General features: G+C 71.5%; 11 protein-coding genes and 1 pseudogene. 4 read left to right on the forward strand and 8 right to left on the reverse strand.

Going from position 1 to position 20,335, the window contains the following annotated elements:
- Window positions 1-86: 86 nt before the first annotated feature.
- Window positions 87-2,045: an APC family permease gene (locus tag AC5WRT_RS25285; protein WP_496095577.1), complete on the reverse strand. Its 1,959-nt coding sequence runs from the start codon at window positions 2,043-2,045 to the stop codon at window positions 87-89.
- Between the two features lie 473 nt (window positions 2,046-2,518).
- Here AC5WRT_RS25285 and AC5WRT_RS25290 point away from each other — a divergent pair.
- Window positions 2,519-2,638, forward strand: a pseudogene (locus AC5WRT_RS25290) (IS481 family transposase); the annotation flags it as partial.
- Between the two features lie 32 nt (window positions 2,639-2,670).
- Here the strand turns inward: AC5WRT_RS25290 and AC5WRT_RS25295 are convergent.
- On the reverse strand, window positions 2,671-4,218 hold the full coding sequence (locus AC5WRT_RS25295) for an MFS transporter (protein WP_496095576.1): 1,548 nt from the start codon (window positions 4,216-4,218) through the stop codon (window positions 2,671-2,673).
- Between the two features lie 444 nt (window positions 4,219-4,662).
- On the opposite strand from AC5WRT_RS25295, the gene AC5WRT_RS25300 reads away from it, so the two are divergent.
- Window positions 4,663-5,238 (forward strand): TetR/AcrR family transcriptional regulator, encoded by a 576-nt coding sequence (locus tag AC5WRT_RS25300; RefSeq protein ID WP_496095575.1) that lies wholly within the window; start codon window positions 4,663-4,665, stop codon window positions 5,236-5,238.
- Window positions 5,239-6,005: 767 nt separating this feature from the next.
- Here AC5WRT_RS25300 and AC5WRT_RS25305 read toward each other — a convergent pair.
- The 4 genes from AC5WRT_RS25305 to AC5WRT_RS25320 all read right to left on the reverse strand — a co-directional run bounded on the left by AC5WRT_RS25305 (window position 6,006) and on the right by AC5WRT_RS25320 (window position 9,968).
- The gene (locus tag AC5WRT_RS25305) at window positions 6,006-6,497 is read right to left on the reverse strand and encodes an RNA polymerase sigma factor (protein ID WP_496095574.1); all 492 of its coding nucleotides are present in this window, start codon (window positions 6,495-6,497) and stop codon (window positions 6,006-6,008) included.
- Between the two features lie 118 nt (window positions 6,498-6,615).
- The gene (locus AC5WRT_RS25310; RefSeq protein WP_496095573.1) at window positions 6,616-7,233 is read right to left on the reverse strand and encodes a class F sortase; all 618 of its coding nucleotides are present in this window, start codon (window positions 7,231-7,233) and stop codon (window positions 6,616-6,618) included.
- Window positions 7,230-7,631 (reverse strand): sortase-dependent protein, encoded by a 402-nt coding sequence (locus AC5WRT_RS25315; RefSeq protein ID WP_496095572.1) that lies wholly within the window; start codon window positions 7,629-7,631, stop codon window positions 7,230-7,232. The genes AC5WRT_RS25310 and AC5WRT_RS25315 overlap by 4 nt, the downstream gene beginning before the upstream one ends.
- 375 nt (window positions 7,632-8,006) lie before the next feature.
- Window positions 8,007-9,968, reverse strand: a complete 1,962-nt coding sequence (locus tag AC5WRT_RS25320) for an ABC transporter ATP-binding protein (protein ID WP_496095625.1) — start codon at window positions 9,966-9,968, stop codon at window positions 8,007-8,009.
- 871 nt (window positions 9,969-10,839) lie between these two features.
- Here AC5WRT_RS25320 and AC5WRT_RS25325 point away from each other — a divergent pair.
- Window positions 10,840-11,382, forward strand: a complete 543-nt coding sequence (locus tag AC5WRT_RS25325) for a GNAT family N-acetyltransferase (RefSeq protein ID WP_496095624.1) — start codon at window positions 10,840-10,842, stop codon at window positions 11,380-11,382.
- A gap of 272 nt (window positions 11,383-11,654) precedes the next feature.
- On the opposite strand, the gene AC5WRT_RS25330 is transcribed toward AC5WRT_RS25325, so the two are convergent.
- Both AC5WRT_RS25330 and AC5WRT_RS25335 read right to left on the reverse strand, forming a co-directional pair.
- Window positions 11,655-12,149, reverse strand: coding sequence for an aminoacyl-tRNA deacylase (locus tag AC5WRT_RS25330; protein WP_496095571.1), 495 nt, complete (start codon window positions 12,147-12,149; stop codon window positions 11,655-11,657).
- Window positions 12,150-12,566: 417 nt separating this feature from the next.
- A complete protein-coding gene (locus AC5WRT_RS25335; RefSeq protein WP_496095570.1) occupies window positions 12,567-12,722 on the reverse strand; it encodes a hypothetical protein in 156 nt (51 codons plus the stop codon).
- 1,310 nt (window positions 12,723-14,032) lie between these two features.
- Between AC5WRT_RS25335 and AC5WRT_RS25340 the strand changes: the two genes are divergently transcribed.
- Window positions 14,033-20,326, forward strand: coding sequence for an amino acid adenylation domain-containing protein (locus tag AC5WRT_RS25340; RefSeq protein ID WP_496100623.1), 6,294 nt, complete (start codon window positions 14,033-14,035; stop codon window positions 20,324-20,326).
- Window positions 20,327-20,335: the final 9 nt, after the last annotated feature.

The following is a 20,335-nucleotide window of genomic DNA, read 5'->3' on the forward strand; positions in this document are numbered from 1 at the left end:
CGGTGCGGCGACCGGTGCTTACGGGCTCCTAACGCGTACGGGCGAATCTTGACGGGATCCTGACGACTCTCACGCGGAGCCGGTCCTCAGCCGGTGTGGACGCGGGGGCGGCGGGCACGGTTCGGCTCCGCCTCGCGCAGGACCTCGCGGGTGACCGGGGCGACCTCTCCCTGGCCGAAGAGGAAGAAGCGGAGGAAGTTGGCGAAGGGGTTGCCCTCGGTCCACTCGAAGTAGATGTGCGGGGTGCAGCCCGTCATGTCCCGGACGTGGAGGAGGAGCGCGGCGAGGGCGTTGGGGATGGAGGAGGACTCCACCGTCAGGACGCGGTAGCGGTTGTGCAGGACCTCGCCACGTACGGTCAGGCCGGCCTCGAACTCGGAGGGGTCGGTGACCGTGACCTCGACGAAGACGAAGTCCTCCTGCTCCGGCATGTCGTTGTCGGCGCGGATCTGCTCGACCTTGTCGCGGTACTGGGCCTTGTCCCGTACTCCGGGCTCGTTGGCGATGAACCGGATCTTGCGGCTGGACATGTCGCGGATGAATCGTTCCGCCATGTCGTCCAGTTCGACGTGCGTGACGCGCAGCTCGAAGGCACGGGCCAGCCGGGACGCCAAGGAGATGAGGACGATGCCGACGATGAAGCAGGCACCGATCTTCACACCGTCGGGGCGTTCGATGACGTTGGCGACGGTGACGTAGAGCAGGACGGCCGAGACGATCGCGAAGCCGATGGTCCAGCCGCGCTGTGCGGCGCGGCGGGCGGCGATGGTCACCGCGATGGCCGCGGACGACATCAGGACCAGCACGCCGGTGGCGTAGGCGCCGCCCTGGGCGTCGACGTTGGCGTCGAAGATCCAGGTGACCAGGAAGGCGACGAGGGTGAAGACGATGACCATCGGGCGCACCGCCCGCGCCCAGTGCGGGGCCATGCCGTAGCGGGGCAGATAGCGCGGCATGAGGTTGAGGAGGCCCGCCATGGCCGAGGCGCCGGCGAACCACAGGATGGCGATCGTCGAGAGGTCGTAGACCGTGCCGAAGGCGTTGCCGAGGTACTCGTGGGCGAGATAGGCGAGTGCACGGCCGTTGGCCTGGCCGCCGGTCTTGAACTCGTTCGCCGGGATCAGCACCGTGGTGATGAAGGCGGTGGCGATGAGGAACACGCTCATGATGAGCGCGGCGGCCGTCAGCAGCTTCTTGGTGTCACGGATGCGGCCGGTGGGCTTGTCCTCGGTGTCGTCCGGGTCGCCCTGGACGTGGGGCATGACGGCGACGCCGGTCTCGAAGCCGGACAGGCCGAGGGCGAGCTTGGGGAAGACGAGCAGGGAGACGCCGATCATGGCGAAGGCGTTGCCGTGCTGGGTGGTCAGGGCGCTGGCCCAGTCGGTGACCACGTGGCCGGCGGTCAGGACGTGCCAGAAGCCGACGACCACGACCACGGCGTTCAGGCCGAGATAGACCACGACCAAGCCGACGGCGACGCCGATCGCCTCCAGGAAGCCCTTGAGGAACACTGCGCCCAGCAGGGCCACCAGCAGCAGGGTGATCAGCATCTGCTGGCCGTGCAGCACGTGGGTCAGGTGGGGGTTCTCGATGAGGTGGGTGGAGGCGTCGGCGGCCGAGAGGGTGATGGTGATCAGGAAGTCGGTGGCGGCGAAGCCGAGCAGTGTCAGGACGAAGAGTTTGCCCTTCCAGAAGGACAGCAGCCTCTCCAGCATGGCGATGGAGCCCTCGCCGTGCGGGCTCTCCTCCGCCACGCGGCGGTACACAGGGAGAGCGCCCGCAAGGGTGACGACGACGAGGACGAGGGTGGCTATGGGGGAGAGCAGACCGGCCGCCAGGGCGGCGATGCCGGGCTGGTAGCCGAGGGTGGAGAAGTAGTCGACGCCGGTCAGGCACATCACCCGGTACCAGCGCTGGCCCTTGTGCGGGGGCTCGGGCTCGGCGTGCGGACCGGTGTGGCCTCCGGCCTTGCCCATGTCGGACAGGCCCTCCAGCATCCACGTGCGCAGGCGGCTGGTACTGGGAGGGTGTTCGGTGGTGGCCATGGACGTGCTCTGCTGATGTGCGGCTCAGCGTGGGGTTCCGGCCATCACACGGACGGCGGCACCAGCGTAAGCAAGGAGTGACGCGTGGGCCTACGTGTATGTCCTCCTCACGCGTCAAGACCGCGTTAAGGCCGAGCACGTCGCGTGGCGTGCGCCTTCACCGGACACCCAGCGTCATGTCGTACGACGTCTCCCTGCCGCCCTGCCGCCCTGCAGCCAGGTGATGCGGACCCGCAGGATGCTCGCGTCCGGATGCAGGGACGGACGTCCACTGAGGCTCCCATCGGTGCAGGTGCCGTCCGGATGGGTGCCGTAGGCGCCACCGCGGTCGTCCTCCTTTTCGGGGTGATCGCTAGGTGTTCTGTCCACGGAGGTTGGTGACAACGATCACTGACGTGTGATCTTGAAATGGGTGAGGGCCTACTGGCTCGGTGTGGATCGCCACATCTGCACCGGCGACCAGAAAGGCCCTCATGCCGCACCGCAACGCACCGCTGACCGAGACCGGACGGCTGCGTCTGGCCCGCTGCATCGTCGAGGACAACTGGCCCCTGCGGCGGGCCGCGGAACGCTTCCAGGTCTCTGTGGGCACGCCGGGAAGCTCGTTTCCTGTCGTGCCCGTCCGTCAGGTGTTTGTCTGCGGCACCGGCTGGCGACCGGCCACAGGGTGGCCGGTGGGCTGGGAGGGGCGGCGGGGGGAAGCCATGAGCGTGGCGACGGCGACGGCGGCCAGGGCTGCGGCCGTCGCCCCGCCGAGCAGGGCGGTGTGCATGCCGTCGATGAAGGCACCGCGTGCCTTCTCGGCGACGGAGCCGCCGATGGCGTGGGCGGCAGCCAGAGAGGACTGGGCTGCCCGGGCCACGGGTTCCGGGGAGCGGGAGAGGTGGAGGTGGCTGCGGTATGAAGCGGTGAGCATGCTGCCGAGGACGGCGATGCCCAAGGCGCCGCCGAGTTCGCGGGAGAGGTCGTTCATCGCCGAGCCGATGCTTTGCAATGAGCGCGGCAGGGCGTCCGTGATCGCTGTGGTCGCCGGCGTCATGGCCAGTCCCATTCCGGCACCGAGCAGGAACAGCCCGGTAGCGATCAGCCAGTAGGAGCTTGTCTCGTCCAACTGGGCCAGCACGCCCATGGCGACGGCGACAGCAAGCAGGCCCAGGGTCCAGGGGGCGCGGAAACCGAACCGCGTCACCAGCCGTGGTGTCAGCCGGGAGGCCGGCATCATGGCCAGGGCCATGGGGATCATGGACGTGGCAGCCATGAGGGCGCTGTCTCCCCGCACCAGCTGCAGATACTGCATTGTCACGAAGATGAAGCCGAAGAACACGAAGAACTGCAGCGTGATCGACAGGGAGCCCGCGGCGAAGGGGCGGTTGCCGAACAGGCGCGGGTCCAGCAGCGGGTACGGGCGGCGCAGCTCGTAGAGCACGAATCCGGCCAGCACCATGAGGCCGAGGCCGATGCCACCGAGGGTGGCGGGGGCGGCCCAGCCGCGCGTCGGCGCCTCGATCACGGAGTAGACCAGGGCAACCAGCCCGGCAACCGAGAGGAGCGCCCCGACAGCGTCCAGCCGCGGCTGGTCCGCTTCGGCCGACTCCGGTACGCACCGTAGCGTTCCCACCAGCGCCAGGCCGGCCAACCCCGCATTCAGCCAGAAGACCGAGCGCCACGACCACTGCTCCAGCAGAGCTCCGGTGGCGAAAATGCCGAGCAACGCGCTGGCACCGGCCACGGCGGCCCAGACACTTACGGCACGTGCGCGCTGGGCGCCTGGAAACGAGCTGGTGATGGTGGACAGGGTGGCTGGCATGACCAGTGCGGCGCCGATGCCGAGCACACCGCGCAGGCATATCAGCGCAGAGGGGCTGGTGGTGAAGACGGCCGCCGCGGAACCGCTACCGAAGACGGTAAGCCCGGCCAGCAATGCCTTGCGCCGGCCGAAACGGTCGCCGAGCGAACCCGCCGGCAGCAGGAGCGAGGCGAAGACGAGACCGTAGGCGTCGACGATCCAGGACAGGTGGGTCTGTGTGGCGTGGGTCTCGCGGGCGAGATCGGGAAGGGCCACGTTGAGCGATGCCATGGCCGCAATCACGGTGCCCAGGGCGAGGCAGGTGACGAGGAGCACCAGATTGTGGCGCATCGCCGGCGGTGACCCGGCGGCAGTGGGCGAGGGCATGGTGTTTCTTCTTTCATCGGCCCGAACACGGCAGCTCGGGCGACCGCTGTCAGACTCGCCGGGAGGCAACGGTCATCACCATCCTGATGAAATAAGTGAAGCGTCGATGTCGCTGCCGTTCACCACGTCACCGCACCACATCTGGCCGACCAAGGTCCCGTTCCCTCTCCGCAAGATGACGGCGCGACTTGCGGTGAGCCCGCCAGAGCGGGCGTCCGAACCGCTGAGCGTGGTGGTCCCTCGATGAATTACTGTGGAGGCCGCACGCCACAGGCCGGGTATCGATCCGGGATTGCTGGGGCCGCGACGGCGTCGAGCATCGTCAGTCGCCCTTGGCGGCAGCTGCTCGGGCCTCGACGTCATGCGGGGCCGGTCACTCTTTCGACAGCGAGGAACACCATGTCACAGCGTGGACGGAGGCCCGGGAAACCGGACACACGCAGGGTGATCCTGACCATCGCTCGCCGGCGGTTCCTGGAGGACGGGTACCACGCGGTGACGATGCGCTCGATCGCCGACGAGGCCGATGTCGACCTGGCTCTGCTCAGCTACTACTTCGGCTCCAAGAAGGGCCTGTTCGGTGCTGCCCTCGCTCTCTCCGCCAATCCCGCGGAGTTGGCGGCACAACTGCTGAGCGAAGGCGATCTGGACACATTCCCCGAGCGTGCCCTCAGACAGGTGATCGCAGCGTGGGACGCCCCCGAATCCGGCAATGCGCTCCTGGCCATGCTCAAGAAGGCAGCCCAGGACGACGCCGTCGCGGCCTTGGTCAAAGAGGCACTGGAAGGTGAGATTCTGGCCCGGCTTGCAGAAGCCCTGGGCGGCCGCCATGCACGCAAGCGCGCTGCGGTCTTCGCGTCTGTGCTGGCCGGACTGATCTCCACGCGCTACCTGCTCCGGCTGGAGCCGATCAGCTCCATGGCCCCTGAAGAGCTGATCCGCCTTTTCGGTCCACAACTACGGCTGACCATAGGGATGCCGCCGGTTCGCAGGCCGCTGTCGCCGTCGCACTACGCCTAGAAGATCCGGTCGATGGCCCTGCGCAGCGCGTACGTGGCATCCGCGGCCGGATCACGCCATTGCGTTCCGTTGTCCGCGTAGGCACATCAGCCTTGTGCGCTACGCCCCGGGCCGGGACGACAGCTGCACCCATTCGGGGAACCGGGAGAGGGTGGACATGAGCAAGTCGATCCGCCGGGCGGGCAACCCCGGTTGTTGGTCGGGTCGTTGGCGCGTGCTCGCGGGGGCTGCACCGCTCCGCGGCGTTGCGTGGGAGCTTCCGGGATTATGGGCGGGTGCCGGCCGTGGAAGGGGGTACCGAGCGCGCCGGGTCCGTCGAAGGCTCCACCGTGCGCCGTGGGGTGGGGGCGGGGGGCGGGGGTCCTGTCGGGGTGGTCGAGGGGGCGGCGGAGGGTGAGGCGGTGCCGGCCGGGGGGCGGGTGGGAATGGCCGTCCTCCCCGTCGAGGGGCGGGGGCCGGGGCGAGGGGTGACACTCGTGGGAGTCGGCTCGGTCGGGGTCGGTAGTGCCGTGGGGCTGCTTGCGGGGGGCGGAGCGAGAGGGACCGTCGGGGAGGCGGGGTCCTGGTGGGGGGCATGCAGCAACGGTATGCCGAGGAGTGCGGCGACCGCGCAGGTGGCGCCGGCCGTGACGGCAGCGCGCAGGGTGCGTCGGCGGGCCGCGCCACGGCGGATATCCTCGTACCGGCCGGGAGGCGGGGCGAGCTGCTTGGCGGGCGGCCGCATGATGACGGTGAGGGGGTCGTCGGGTTCGAATTCCGGACCCTCGTCATTGTATGTGATCAAGGCTTCTCCTCAGGTGGGCGCGGAGCAGTTCGCGGGCCGCGTGCAGGTCGGCCTTGACGGTTCCTTCCTTGCGTCCGGTCAGCACGGCCACCTCCCGGATCGGCATGTCAGCGTAGTAGTGCAGGAGCGTCGGTATGCGCAGTCGTTCGGGGAGCGCCTGGACGAGCAGGCGGACCGAGGGGTCGGTCTGCTCGGTCGGTGGACGGACAGACGCCTCCACGGCGGCGCGCTGCACCGCTCGTCGCTCGCGCTCCAGGCGGCGCCAGTGGTCCCGGACGATGTTGGCGGCCGTGACGTAGAGGAACCCTCGGGGCTCCGAGACGGACGTCCAGCGGGCCCACAGGCGGGTGAACGCCTCCGAGGCGATCTCGTGGGCGGTCTCGTCGTCGTCGACCAGACGGCGGCACCAGCCGGCCAGGCGCGGGTAGAGAGCGGCGAACAACTCTGCTGCCGCCTTCTCACGGGACCGTTTCAACGCTCTCCATAGGGGGTGAGGGCCTCGTCGCGCTCGGCGCGCGTCGGCGCCCGTGGGAAAGAGCCCGGACCGACGGCGTACGTTCCATCGGCCCGGGATCGGGGCGCGCGGAGGCCGGTCAGTGGCTCGTGGTCCGCAACGCGGCAAAGACGATCACGTTGTCGAGGTAACCGTCGCCGGTATGCGGTCCGCCGCACGTGATGAGCCGCAGCTCGGGCCGGTCGACGTCGCCGTAGACCGCTTTCGTCGGAAAGTGGGCCTTGGCGACGGTCCGTACGGAGGTGACGGTGAACTCGGCCGACGTGCCGTTCTCCAGACGCACCGTGATTCCGTCGCCCCGTCGCAGCCGGTCGAGGTGGCGGAAGACGCCGTCCCCGTAAGTGCCGACCGTGACATGACCGAGGATCACCGACGGACCCGTCTGGCCCGGCGTCGGAGAAAGCTGGTACCAGCCCGCCTGGTCATGGGCGGTGATCGGGGGCACCTGCACGCTGCCGTCCGGCGCCAGCCCGAGTCGCATGACCGGCGTGTCGACACCGATCTCTGGGATCCTCAGCCGCGTCGGGACCGAACGTGCCAACGCGTGCGGTCCGTTTGCCGGGTCCGCGGAGGACCGGAAGGACGGGTGAGTGTCGCCGGGACGGGAGGCCGACGCCCCGCCGCCAGGGCCGGCGCAGCTCACGAGCAGTGAGACCGACGCCGCGGTGACGAACACGCGCCTGGAGAGGTGAGTCATGCCCCGGTCGCCCGCCGGCGCCGCACGAGGAGGACCACCGCGCCACCCACCGCGAGGGCCCCGGCGGTGCCGCCGCCGATCAGCATGCCGTCCGAGTCGGGGTCGTTGGAGCCGGTGGCCACGCCGGTGTTCGGTGCACCACTCGGCACGACGCCGACCTGGCCCCGTGCTCGGCTCGGCGCGGTGGTCGGCACGGGGGTTGCTGCACGGCTGGGTTCCCGGGTGGGGACCGCGCTCGGCTCCGCGCCGCCCGGCACGCTCGGCCCGGGCGACGGTTCGGAAGTGGCAGTGGGACGGGGGGTCGCGGAGGCGCTCGCCCCGTGGGCGAACGCGGGTCCCGTGCTCGCCAGCACGGCGACGCATGCGGCTGCCGTGGCGGTGAGGACTGTTCGGCGCATGTGTGGCTCTCTTTCGTCGGCAGGCCCGGCGGCCGGCCGGGCGGGCTGCGTGATGGATCGAGCACAGAGACGAGAGAGGACCAGCACAGGTTGCAAAGGATCGGTAAAGTCGCGCGGTGCACGGGCTGGGCGCGGTCGGTCCCCGGGCGGCGCATGCTCAGTGCGCGTCGGCTGCACGACCGCTCCAGCCGCCCCGACCACAGCCCGTGCCAGAGGTCCGCCGTACTTCCTGGTCTTCATTCCAGGGCCATTCCGTGCCGCCGATGTCGTCCGCTTTCCTTTGTTCCGGCCAGGCGGCTGCGGACGGCTGGCGTTTGACGCGCGGGTGGCGCTGAGCGTGTGGTCGATGTGCCGCGCCTGCCCTTTCCGAGCGGGTCATGTGGGATCTGCGACGGTGGGGGAGGTGGGGCGGGGGATGCCAACCGCGGGGGCGTACTGGGCGGCCTGCGCGTCGAACATGGAGGCGTAGCGCCCCTGGGCGGCCATGAGTTCGTCGTGGCCGCCGCGCTCGATGAGCCGCCCGTGGTGCAGGACGTAGATGCGGTCGGCGTGGCGTACGCCGGACATGCGGTGGGTGACCAGGACGACGGCCCGGTTCGGGGAGGCCAGCCTGCGGATGCGGTCGAAGGCGGCGATCTCGGCCTCAGGGTCGAGCGCGGAGGTGGGCTCGTCCACGATGAGCACTCCGTCGGCGTCCGAGGTGGAGCTGCGCCAGTGGGTCCGGGCGAGGCCGATCTTCTGCCACTCGCCGCCGGACAGTTCACTGGCGCCGCGGAACATCCGGGCCAGCAGGCTGTTCAGGCCGTCGGGAAGTTTCGCGATGACCGGCCCGGCCCCCGCGTACTGCACGGAGGGCTGCAGTTCCTCGCGACCGGCTGCCTGGGCAGGCCGGCCGATCCGGATGTTCAACGCGGCGGTCACGGGCCAGCGTTGGAAGTCCTGGGTGAGCAGCGTGATGCGGTCGAAGACCTCGAAGCGGTCCAGGGAAGCGATGTCGGCCTCGCCCCACAGAACGGTCCCGCTCTGCGGCAGCAGCAGACCCGACAGCACCTTCATCAGCGTGCTCTTGCCGGAGCCGTTCTCGCCGACCACGGCGGTGACCGAGCCCATGGGCAGCGTGAGGGACACCTGGTCCAGGGCGGGGGCTTCACGGTCCGGATAGCGGTAGCTCACCCGGTCGAGGACGACCTGCTTCACCTGTGCCGGAACCGGATCGCCCCCGCTGGGGATGGTGCGTCGTGCCGCTTCGTCAAGGAAACGGGCGTGGTCGCGGACGTAGAGGGACTCCTCGTGCAGCTGGTTGACGTTCATCACCAGCGCGCCCAGGCTCGCCGAGCCGGCCCGGACGGCGATGACGGCGGTCCCGGCCACGGCCAGACTCATGTGCCCACTCGTGATCAGCACGAACATGGCCGCGTACGTCGCCGCCATGGCGAGGCCGGACAGCGCGGCGGCCACCCACTCGGTGACGGCTTTGCCCGTGGCCAGCCGCTCCTGCTCGGTCTCGGCGCTCTCGGCCATCCGCTCGTAGCGGCTGAGCAGGAACGGCCCGACGGCATGGAGGCGCACCTCCTGCGCGGCGGTGCGCTCGGTGAGCAGGTTGCCGATGAGGCGGCCGGCCCGAACGTGCTCGACCCAGGTCATGACCGACACGTACCGTTCCTGCGCCACCCGCATCGCGCCCCAGGCGCGCGGCGCCGCGATCAGGATCAGCATCGGCAGCAGGACCGGGTGGAGGACGGTGAGCACGCCGGCCGTGGAGATCAGGGAGATGGTCCCGTTCAGCGCGGCCACGCAGGCGCTGATCATGCGGCGGGCGGATCCGGCGCCGTACTGGGCGACGTCGATCAGCCGCCGGAACTCCGGGTCCTCGATGGCCTCCAGCTCCACGGACGCCGCGGCGGCCAGGTACTGGGTCGTGGCGATCCGTTCCACCAGCGGCTCCAGCCGGCCGGCGCGCGAGGTCGACCACCCTGCCAGGCCCGAGTTGGCCACGGCGGCTCCGGCGGCGGCGAGCAACCCGGGCAGAACTGCGTGCAGCCGCTGCCCGGGGGTGCCCGAGCCGAGCAGCGCATGCATGACGGCGTTGACCGCGAGCAACCCGACCGCCGCGGCGGCACCCTGACCCGTCTCGCTGACGGCGACCGTGAGCAGCGCACGACGGTCCGCCTGCCACGCCATCCGCAAGGTCGTCCCGACCAGCCTCGGCATGGAGCGCAGAGCCGACACAATCGTCAGGTCGAGCCGGGCGTTCTCGTGTTCCGACCAGCCGAAGTCGTAGCGCAAAGGACCGCCGAAGAGTTCCTGCTCGGCGTCGGAGGCCTCCGGCTCGGCCATCCGCACGCGTCCGAAGAACCTCGTCACCGTGCGCCTCCCGGACCGGACCGGCTCAGCGCCCGGAGAGCCGGCGTGGGCAGCCACCGCTCCGTGGCGACAGTGGTGATCCACACGGAGGCCCTGGGGCTGGACTCGCCGCGACACGAGCAGCCCTCGCGCCGTGCCGCGTTACGGGAAGCCGCATGTGTTTGTGTCCTGGCCGAAGTCAACGTGGTCCCCCTTGGCGGTCAGCGGCTGCTCATGCGGCTCAACGAGTCAGGCGGAATTTCGAACACATGTGTTTCGGCCGTGTTGTAGGCCTGGCTTCGAGCGCGTGCTGGAGCGTGCGGGTTGCATCGATCCTTGCGACGCCTGGGCCAGGGGCTGTTGCGGCGGTGGCCGGAATTTGAGCGTGCGGCTGTTCCTGCGTCCGGGGCTGGAGCGTGATCGGGTGGAAGCCTGCGAGCACAGCGCCGGATTGAACTGCGCAAGCGGTCGAGGCCCTGTTGCCCGTGCCGGAGGAGCCGAGCGTGATGGCCGGATCGCCACAGGCCGCTCGGGGCGTGCCCGCCCAGAGCAATGTGATCCGTGCGCCACTGCCCGCCTACACCGTCAGCGGCCCTCTCGGCCTGACCCCGGCCCGGATGCCGACATCGTCCGCGCCTGGGCCGCCGAGCACGGCTGCCCTCCGAACCGGGGCCGCGGCGGCCGCGTACCGGCCTCCATCCGCGACGCGTGTGCCGATGGCACCGGTAGGCGCTCCGGCTGAGGTCGGAACGGGATCACCAAGGGTTTCCGTCCTCAGTGCGAGGTTGCCGGGTGCAGGGTCGGGCGCGCATCGAACGTGCCCGGTGAGGATGACGGAGGGCGCATGGTGATCCAGTATGAATGGATGGTCACGCTCGAGACTCCCCGTTTGATCCTTCGTCGCTGGCGCGAGGAAGACGTTGCGCCCATGGCCGCCGTGAATGCCGACCCCGAGGTCATGCGGTGGATCCGTGATGGCAGCGTCCTTGACGAACAGCAGACTCGCGACCGGGTCCAGGCATGGGAGAGAGAGTGGGACTCGGAGGGCTTCGGCCTGTTCGCCGTGGAGATCCGGTCCACCGGCGAACTGGCCGGATTCACCGGCCTTTCGGTGCCCGACTTCCTGCCCGAGGTACTGCCGGCGGTTGAGGTCGGCTGGCGGCTGGGACGTTCCCACTGGGGGCAGGGCCTGGCCACCGAGGCCGCTGTGGCCGCTGTACGGTTCGGGTTCGAGGAACGAGGGCTGGAGCGGATCGTCAGCATCACTCAAGTGGGCAACGACGCCTCGGAACGGATCATGGCCAAACTGGGGATGCGTCCGGTTCGTGAGACCGTGAATCCCACCGGCGGTCGGCGAGTACGGGTGTTCGAGTTGTCGTCGGACCGGTACGTCACCACTCGTCGATAGCGGCAGCGAGGGCCGTAGCCTCGTGGCGGATCGCGAGTGTGTCGTACCCGGTGGCCACGGGCCGATGTCTCTTGGGGCGATGGATGCCGCACTCGACCGCGTGTCGGGCCTTGTCGTGGTCCTCCGGGCCGGACTTCGGTGGCCGGCCGGCGGAGGACCCGCGCTTCTCGCGGGACGCGTACGCAGACTCCCCTCGGGCACGACCTGCTGGCGGCGCCTGCCCGCCTGGAAACAGGCGGGCGTGCGGGACCATGTGCACACGAAGTGGCCTCTCACGCAGAGGTGATGTCCGCGACCACGGCGTTCGGCGGGATCTGCACGATGTTCGCCGCCTGCGCCTCCACGGTGCGGTCCGGCCGTCCACTCCCGAAGAGCACTCGGCCCATCCGGGGCACCGCGGCGTCGAAAACCACGGTGACGTCCGGTGCGCCGCAGATGGGGCCGACTCCGCCGCGTTCCATGTCCAGCTTTCGCAGCGCCGCCTCGTCGGCGGATTTCAAAGCTGAGCGCGACACCCCCAAGACAGCCGCGAGCCGACCGTAACGGATTCGCGCCGGGCCCGGAACGGTCGCCAGAACAAGGCGGTCCGGTTCGACGGAGAAAGCCACCGTCTTCAACGAGTTCTGGATGTTCTCCTCTGTGAACCCGGTTCGGTTCCGGATGTCCGCGCCCGTGCGGATCTCCTCGTGCTCGTGCACCTTGAAGGCCACCCCGGCAGCGGTGAGGAGCAAGGCGGCGGGTGGAAGCGAAGTCGGTGCGTTCTCCATGCTTCTCCCATCACAACGGGGCAGGAATCGAGCCTGGTTCCAGGGTCCGTCTTCGAACGGATCTCGCCCAGAGCGGGAATGACGCGAGCGTGACCGCCGCTTCGTACGAGGTGGCGGTCTTCCCGTTCTGGTGGCGATGCCGCGGAACCCTTTGAGCCGGTCGAATCAGCGCTCGATCATGTTGCGCCGGCGGTGGAACGCCCGGTCGCATCCTGGTGGCCTGCCGTCGTGGCGGCCGCGGTCGGGCCGGTGCCGCCGCTGGTCTGTCTTCTCGGGAATGACATGCGTGATGCCCCGTCCACACAGGTGGGCGCGGAAGCCGCGGGAGTGGTGGGCCTTGTCTGCAACGACCTGGTCGGCGTGGTGGGCGAAGGCAGGTTGCGTTCGATTCGGCTGGTCGCAGGCATTGCGATCACCTCAGGCTTCGGCGCCGGTGACGAGGCGCTCGCGGTGGAACAGAGCGGACACCAGGCGCCAGGCGAGCGAGTCGATGAGCAGGAGAGTGGCGCCGAGGGTCACGGCGAGGGTGAGAGTGGGCTGGTGGATGACGTTGAAGCCGATCAGCGCCGTCACCGCGAGCGGTGGCAGGCTGGCGAGGGAGCTGAGTTGCTGGGCGACGCGGACGTCGCCGGTGCGGGTGGAGATTGCGACGGCCGGCCGGGGTCTTTCGGCTCGTACGGCGCCGCGGCGGTCGGGTGGTCCAGGAGGACCGTGATCGCAGCCACTACGCGGCCTGCGGACCGTGCGGGGCGGCGCCCAGGCGCTTCAGCGGAGCCCGGGCCTTCGCCTCGGCCTCCGGGCTCGGCACGCTGCCCGGGGCGCGGCGAGCTCGGCCCGCTCGGCGTACTCGGCGTGGGTCGGAGTGCTGTGCGCGAGGTCCTCCACAGACAGCGAATGGTGGTGCCGTGCTCGCCTGCCGGCTGGGCGAGCCGGTTCCACGTGGCACGCAGGGGGACGCCTTCGTCGCCCGCGCCGGTACGGGGGGCTGTGGCGAAGGACTGCTGACAGGCGTTCCGATGATCGCCGTGTCGCAGGCCGCCGAACTTCGTGGACGTCGACCAGTCCGTCGGACGTCGTTCAGGCGATATGCACCAGGCCGGCCCGCCGTCGGCGGTCACGTGGGAAGGTCGCCGTTCGCGGCCGGATCCATCGTGCCCGGCGCCGCCTCATCAAGGCCAGTGGGTGCCTTCACGCCCGCCGGGTGAACCGTTTCCTCCACTGCCTGCCGGGGCGATTTCCTCCCCACGGCCATCGCGGCAGCCGCACGAGCCAACTGTGCTTGCACCTGATCGAACGCTCGCGATCGTGACCGCTTCCGTCTGTGACTTCCGCTCATACACGTTCAACGCCCCACCGCGCTTCCCGTCACCGCAGTTCCGCCAAATGGAGCACGTGACTTCGGCTCCGGGCAACGTCATCCGACGACCCTTGAGAGCCGGGCCCACCCCGCATCGACCGGGGCCGAGGTGATCCACACGTCGACGCCGAGCCCGCTGATCGGCGCTGCCCGGGCCGGGTCGGGCGGGGCGCCGGGCAAGCGCCTGCGCAGGCGAACGCGCCGGCCGGTTGCGCTGCCGGGGCACCCTTTGACCATGCCTCTTCGAGCCGGCGGTCGACACCGCCTCCGCGAGGCGAGAGCCGCCGCGTTCGACGTCATGAAGGCAGCAACACCACCGGACGGCGACCTGGCGACGCACACCGAACTGCGCATCACCACAGCACATCCCCGAGCCCGCACCAGCCCGGCCCTGGGGCGAGAGGCAGGCCCGCACCGTCTCCCGCCGGAACGGCAGCACGCTCTGCCGGTGGTGCTGCGTCTTCTTCCCTATGGGCCGCGCCGGGCCGACGGCAGTCTGCTGCAAAACACGGCTGGGAGGCTCACAGTGACGACAGGCCCGGCCCCTGACGGGGCACCGAACGACGTGGACACCGCTGCGGCATCCTTCGCGCAGCGTCGGCTGTGGTTCCTGGACCAGCTGGCGGGCTCCTCCACCGGATCGATGCTCCCGCTGGTGCTGCGGCTGCGCGGCCCACTGGACACGGGTCGGCTGGAGCGGTCGCTGTCCGGGATCGTGGACCGGCACGAGGTGCTGCGCACCCGGTTCACCGCCGTCGACGGCGAGCCGGTGCCGGTGGTGGACCCGCCGGCGGGCGTGGTGCTGGAACACACCGACGCCACCGGCCCGGCCGACCTGTTCGAGCGCCGTCTCGGCCGTCCCGTGGACCTGTCGGCGCAGCATCCGGTCCGGGCGACGCTGGCGCGGGTGACGTCCGAGGAGCACCTGCTGCTCGTCGAGGTCCATCACATCGCGGTCGACGGCTGGTCATGGGGCGTCCTGCTGGACGAACTCGCCGCCGGCTACCGCGGCGAACCGGTCGTCCCGCCCGCCGTGCAGTACGCCGACCTAGCCCGCAAGCAGACCGAACACCTTTCGGGCGAGCGCCTGGAGCGCCTGCTCGCCCACTGGCGGGACCGGCTCGACGCCCTGCCTCCGCTCGACCTGCCCACCGACCGGCCGCGCCCCCGCGTCTGGGACGGCTCCGGCGACGTCGTCCGGTTCGGGCTGCCCGCCGACCTGGTCGCCGCCGTCGACGCCCTGGCCCGCTCCCGACGTGCCACCCGCTACATGGTGCTGCTCGCCGCCTACCAGGCGCTGCTCGGCCACTGGTCGGGCCGTACCGACGTCGCCGTGTGCAGCACTCTCGCCGACCGCGTGCAGCGCGGCGCCGACGGGTTGATCGGACCTCTGGTGAACACCGTCGTGCTGCGCACGGACCTGTCCGGCAGGCCCGGGTTCGCCGCGCTCCTGGACCGGGTGCGCGGCCGGGTCCCGACCGACCTCGCACACGCCGAGGCGCCCTTCGACCTGGTGGTGGGCGCGCTCGGCGGCTCCCGCGACCTGTCCCGGCACCCACTCGCCCAGGCGTCGTTCACCCTGCTCAACTCCCCGATCCGCCCGATCCGGATGCCCGGCCTGGACGTGAGCCTCGTCGAGCCACCGCTCACCGAGGCCCCCCTGGACGTCTTCCTGGACCTGACCCTGCGCCACGACGGGAGCATCGCCGCCGTCCTGCAGTACGCCACCGCCCTGTTCGACGCCGGCACCATGCGCGCGTTCGCCCGCGCCTACCCGGCGCTGCTGCGCGCCGTCCTCTCCGATCCCGACACATCCGTACAGGACCTGGTGCGTGCGCTCCCCACCGGGCCCGGGGCGCCGGTCCGCCCCCGCCCCGAGTGGCATCGGGCGGCCGACCGGCCCTCGGGGCCGGTGCCGCGGGTCGCCTTCCAGGGACGTCCGGACGCGACCGCCCTGCGCTGCGGCGCCGACAGCGCCACCTATGCAGAACTGGACGCCATGACCGGCGGACTCGCCGCCGCGCTGCGCGGGGCCGGGATCAGCACGGGCAGCCCGGTGGGCGTGCTGCTGCGCCGCGGGATGTGGTCGGTCGCCGCCATCGAGGGGATCTGGCGGGCGGGCGGCGCGTACGTCCCGCTCGATCCCGAACTCCCCCTCGAGCGGCTGCGTTTCATGGCGGAGGAGGCGGGGCTCGCCTGCGTGGTCACCGACCCGGCGACCTCCGGCGCCGCGACCGGCCTCGCCCCCGTCACGGTCGACGTCACCGCCGTCGCCCCGGCCGTGGACGGACCCCGCCACCAGCCCGACCCCCGGGAACTGGCCCACGTCATCTTCACGTCCGGGTCCACGGGCCGGCCCAAGGCGGTCGGCGTGGAACACGCGGCGCTCGCCTCGCACGTCACCGCCGCCCGGAAGCGCCTCGGCATCACCGCAGCCGACCGGGTGCTCGCCTTCGCCTCCTTCTCCTTCGACGCCTCCCTCGACCAGGTGCTGCCCGCCCTCACCACCGGCGCCACCGTCGTCATGCGTCCCGACGAGCCCTGGCTGCCCACCCAGGTCCCCGAAATCGTCCAGCGGCACCGCCTGACCGTCGTCAACGTGCCGCCCACCTACTGGTCGGAGCTGACGCTCTGCCTCGACCGCCGGCAGGCCGCGGCCCTCGCCTCCCTGCGGCTGCTGGTCCTCGGCGGTGAAGCCGTCCCCGCCGACACCCTCGCCGCCTGGCGCGCCGCCGTTCCCTGGGCCCGCGTGTGCAACGCCTACGGACCGACCGAGACCACCGTCACCGCCACCACGTACGACGCCGAGGAGCCCCCGGCGGGCAACCTGCCCATCGGCAGGCCGCTCGGCGACCGGCGCGCGTACGTGGTCGACGCCGACGACGAACCGGTGCCCGTCGGGGTGTGCGGTGAACTGCTCATCGGCGGCACAGAGGTGGCACGCGGCTATCTGAACCGGCCCGCGCTGACCGCGGAACGCTTCGTGCCCGACCCCTACGGGCCGCCCGGTGCCCGCGTGTACCGCACCGGCGACCTCGTCCGCTGGCAGCCCGGCGGAGACCTGGAGTTCGTGGGCCGCCGCGACGACCAGGTCAAGATCCGCGGCTTCCGGATCGAACTCGGCGAGGTCGAGACCGTGCTGCGCGCCTGCCCGCTCGTCGGCGCCGCAGCCGCCCGCCCCGACCGCGCCACCGGGCGCAGCCTGACCGGCTACGTCGTACCGGCGCCGGACGCGCCCCGCGCGCCGGACCGGGCGGAACTGCGCGCCTGGTGCGCACGCCGGCTGCCGCACTACGCCGTCCCCTCCGACTACGTCGTCCTGGACGCGCTGCCGGTCGGCGTCTCCGGCAAACTCGACCGTTCCGCCCTGCCCGACCCGGACCGCACCCGCAGTGCCGACGACCCCGGACACACCGCGCCCCGCGATGAGACGGAGCGGCTCGTCGCCGAGGTCTGGGCCGACGTCCTCGGCCTGGACCGGATCGGCATCGACGACAGCTTCTTCGACCTCGGCGGACACTCCCTGCTCGCCACCATGGCGGTCTCCCGGATCGCCCAGCGGCTGGGCCGCGACATCGAGCTGCGCACCGTCTTCGAGCACCCCACCGTCCGCGGCTTCGCCCCCCAGGTGAGCGCGGCACGCGTCTGCGGGGCCGGCGAGGTGGCGCCGGTCGGCCGCGACCGGCCGCTGCCCTTGTCCTTCGCCCAGGAACGCCTGTGGTTCCTCGACCGCACTTCCGACCGTGGCGACTCCTACCTGCTGTGGTACTGCTGGCGGGTGCGCGGCGGTCTGGAGCGCGCCGCCTGGCAGCAGGCCCTGGACGACCTGGTGGTACGGCACGAGGTGCTGCGCACCGCATTGGTCGAGGCCGACGGTCGCCCCGTGCAGCAGGTCTGCGACCCGGTGGCAGTGCCGCTCCACTGGGAGCCGGCCCCCGAGGCCCCGGACGAACCGTCCCGCCTGGAGGCGGTGCGCCGAGCCGCCACCGCCCTCGCCACACGCCGCTTCGACCTCGCCCGGCCGCCCCTGCTGCGGGCCGGAGTGTGGGAACTCGCCGGCGACGACCACGTCGTCCTGCTCGCCCTGCACCACGCCGTCACCGACGGCTGGTCCAAGGGCGTCCTGCTGGACGAGCTCGCCCGGCACTACGCGGCCCGCCGCACCGGCCGGAGCGCGGGGCTGCCGCCGCTGCCCGTCCAGTACGCCGACTTCGCCGTCTGGCAGCGCGACCGCGCGGAAGGCGGCGCCCTGGAACCCCAACTGGCCTACTGGGAAAGCACCTTGGACGGCGCGCCCGTGCTGGAGCTGCCCACCGACCGGCCCCGCCCGGGCGCGTTCACCGGCCGGGGAGGCGCCGTCGAGGTCGACCTGCCTGCCGCTCTCGTGGACCGCGTGGACGCCTGGGCCCGCCGGCGCGGCGCGAGCCGCTTCATGGTGCTGCTGGCCGCCGCCCAGGCCGTACTCGCCCGCTGGACGGGACAGCAGGACGTGTCCGTGGGCACACCCGTCGCCGGGCGCGGCCGGCTCGAACTCGAGCCGCTCGTCGGCTTCTTCGTCAACACCGTCGTCCTGCGCACCGACCTGTCCGGGCGGCCGACCTTCGCCGCCCTCGTCGACCGGGTGCGGGACGTCGTCCTGGGCGCGTTCGACCACCAGGAGGTGCCGTTCGAACGGGTGGTGGAGCGGCTGCGCCCGGAACGCGACCTGTCCCGCAACCCCCTGTTCCAGGTCATGGTGGACGTTCAGGACGCCTCCAGCGGCGGCTCCGGCCTGCCGGGACTGGAGACGACCGACTTCACCCTGCCCTGGGGCTCGGCCAAGTTCGACCTGACCGCGTCCTTCGTGATCCGCCCGGACCGGTTCGCCCTCAACGTCGAGTACGCCGCCGACCTGTTCGACCCGGCCACCGTCACCCGGTTCGCCCAGCACGTCGGCCGCCTGTTGGAGACGCTCCTCGTCGACCCGGGCATCCGCGTCGACGAGGCGCCCCTGCTCACGCCCGGCGAGCGCGAGCGGCTCCTGGCCGCGGCCGGGGCGGACGCAGCGCCCGCGCCGAGGTTCCGCGTCGCGGGCCGTGCGGACGCGACCGCCGTCGTCTGCGAGGGCACCACCCTCGACCACGCGCGTCTGGACGCCCTGACCGGCGGGCTCGCCGCCGCGCTGGCCGGCGCGGGGGTGGGCACGGGCGACGCCGTGGGCGTGTGCGTCGGCCGGGGCGTGTGGTCGGTGGCCGCGATGCTCGCCGTGTGGCGGGCGGGCGGCGTCTACGTACCGCTCGACCCCCGGCTGCCCGATGAGCGGCTGCGGTACATGCTGCAGGAGGCCGGAGTACGTCACGTGGTCTGCGACGCGCGCACCCGGGACACCGTGACGGCGCTCGGGGCGGCCGCGGTCGACGTCCGTGACCTGCGACCGGACCCCGACGGCCCCGACCGTACCCCAGGCCCCGACGACCTCGCCTACGTCATCTTCACCTCCGGCTCCACCGGCCGGCCCAAGGCGGTCGGCGTCGAACACCACGCGCTGGACGCCCATGTGGCCGCCGCCCGCGAGAAGTTCGCGCTCACCCCGCACGACCGGGTGCTCACCTTCGCCTCGACGTCCTTCGACGCCTCCCTGGAGCAGACACTCCCGGCGCTGAGCGCCGGCGCCACGGTGATCGTCCGCCCGGACGAGACATGGACCCCCGAGCAGCTCGCCGCCCGCGTCGCACAGGAGCGGGTCACCGTCATGGAACTCACCCCCTCCTACTGGGCGGAACTGGTGGCCTGCCTGGACGAGTCGGCGCCGCTCCTGGCCTCCCTGCGGCTGCTGGTCACCGGAGGCGAGGCCCTGCCCGCCGACCCGCTGGAGCGCTGGTTCGCCCACCTGCCCTCGGTCCCCGTGGTCAACACCTACGGGCCCACCGAGGCGGTGATCTCCGCGACCGCGCACACCGTCGACTCCCCGCCGCGGGGCCGGGTGCCCATCGGCCGCGCCCTGGGCAGCCGCCGCACCTACGTGGTCGACACCCTCGGCGAGCCGGTCCCGGACGGCGTGCCCGGCGAACTCCTCATCGGCGGAGCGGAGTTGGCGCGGGGATACCTGGGCCGGCCGGGACTGACCGCCGAACGGTTCGTGCCGGACTCCTTCGGCCGGCCCGGCGGACGCCTGTACCGCACCGGCGACGTCGTACGCCGACTGCCCTCGGGAGACCTGGAGTTCCTCGGCCGCAATGACGACCAGATCAAGATCCGCGGCTTCCGCGTCGAACCGGCGGAGGCCGAGGCGGCGCTGCGCCGCCACCCCGGAGTCACCGGCGCGGTGGTCGTCGTGCGCACCCTGCACGGTGAGCCCGCCCTGGTGGGCTACGCCGCGGGCGGCGGACTGTCGGAGGACTCCCTGGCCGCACACTGCCGGGCCCACCTGCCGCACTACCTGGTCCCCTCCGCGTTCGTCCTGCTCGACGCCCTGCCGCTGACCGTGCAGGGCAAGCTGGACACCGCCGCCCTCCCCGAGCCCGCCGGCCGCCCCCCGCGCGTCCTCGTCGCGCCGCGCACCCCCGCCGAGACCGTCGTCGCACAGGTGTGGTGCGAGGTGCTCGACCTGCCCCGGGTCGGCGTCCACGACGACTTCTTCGCCCTGGGCGGCCACTCCCTGCGCGCGGTCGCGGTCGCCTCCCGCCTGCGCACCGCGTTCGACTGCCCGCTCGTGGTCCGCGACCTCTTCGAGCACCCCACCGTCGAGCGGCTGGCCGCCGAAGTGGAGCGCAGACTGCTGGAACTGATCTCCCAGATGAGCGACGACGAGATCGACCTGTCGCTCACCGCCGACTTCTGAGGGCGCCAC

It is taken from the genome of Streptomyces sp. NTD91 (assembly GCF_059510455.1).

What these genes read in the sequence shown, in the direction of transcription:
- AC5WRT_RS25285 (WP_496095577.1), bottom strand. Translation starts at nt 2,045, where the DNA reads ATGGCCACCACCGAACACCCTCCCAGTACCAGCCGCCTGCGCACGTGG.
- AC5WRT_RS25295 (WP_496095576.1), bottom strand. Translation starts at nt 4,218, where the DNA reads ATGCCCTCGCCCACTGCCGCCGGGTCACCGCCGGCGATGCGCCACAAT.
- AC5WRT_RS25310 (WP_496095573.1), bottom strand. Translation starts at nt 7,233, where the DNA reads ATGACTCACCTCTCCAGGCGCGTGTTCGTCACCGCGGCGTCGGTCTCA.
- AC5WRT_RS25315 (WP_496095572.1), bottom strand. Translation starts at nt 7,631, where the DNA reads ATGCGCCGAACAGTCCTCACCGCCACGGCAGCCGCATGCGTCGCCGTG.
- AC5WRT_RS25320 (WP_496095625.1), bottom strand. Translation starts at nt 9,968, where the DNA reads ATGGCCGAGCCGGAGGCCTCCGACGCCGAGCAGGAACTCTTCGGCGGT.
- AC5WRT_RS25325 (WP_496095624.1), top strand. Translation starts at nt 10,840, where the DNA reads ATGGTCACGCTCGAGACTCCCCGTTTGATCCTTCGTCGCTGGCGCGAG.
- AC5WRT_RS25330 (WP_496095571.1), bottom strand. Translation starts at nt 12,149, where the DNA reads ATGGAGAACGCACCGACTTCGCTTCCACCCGCCGCCTTGCTCCTCACC.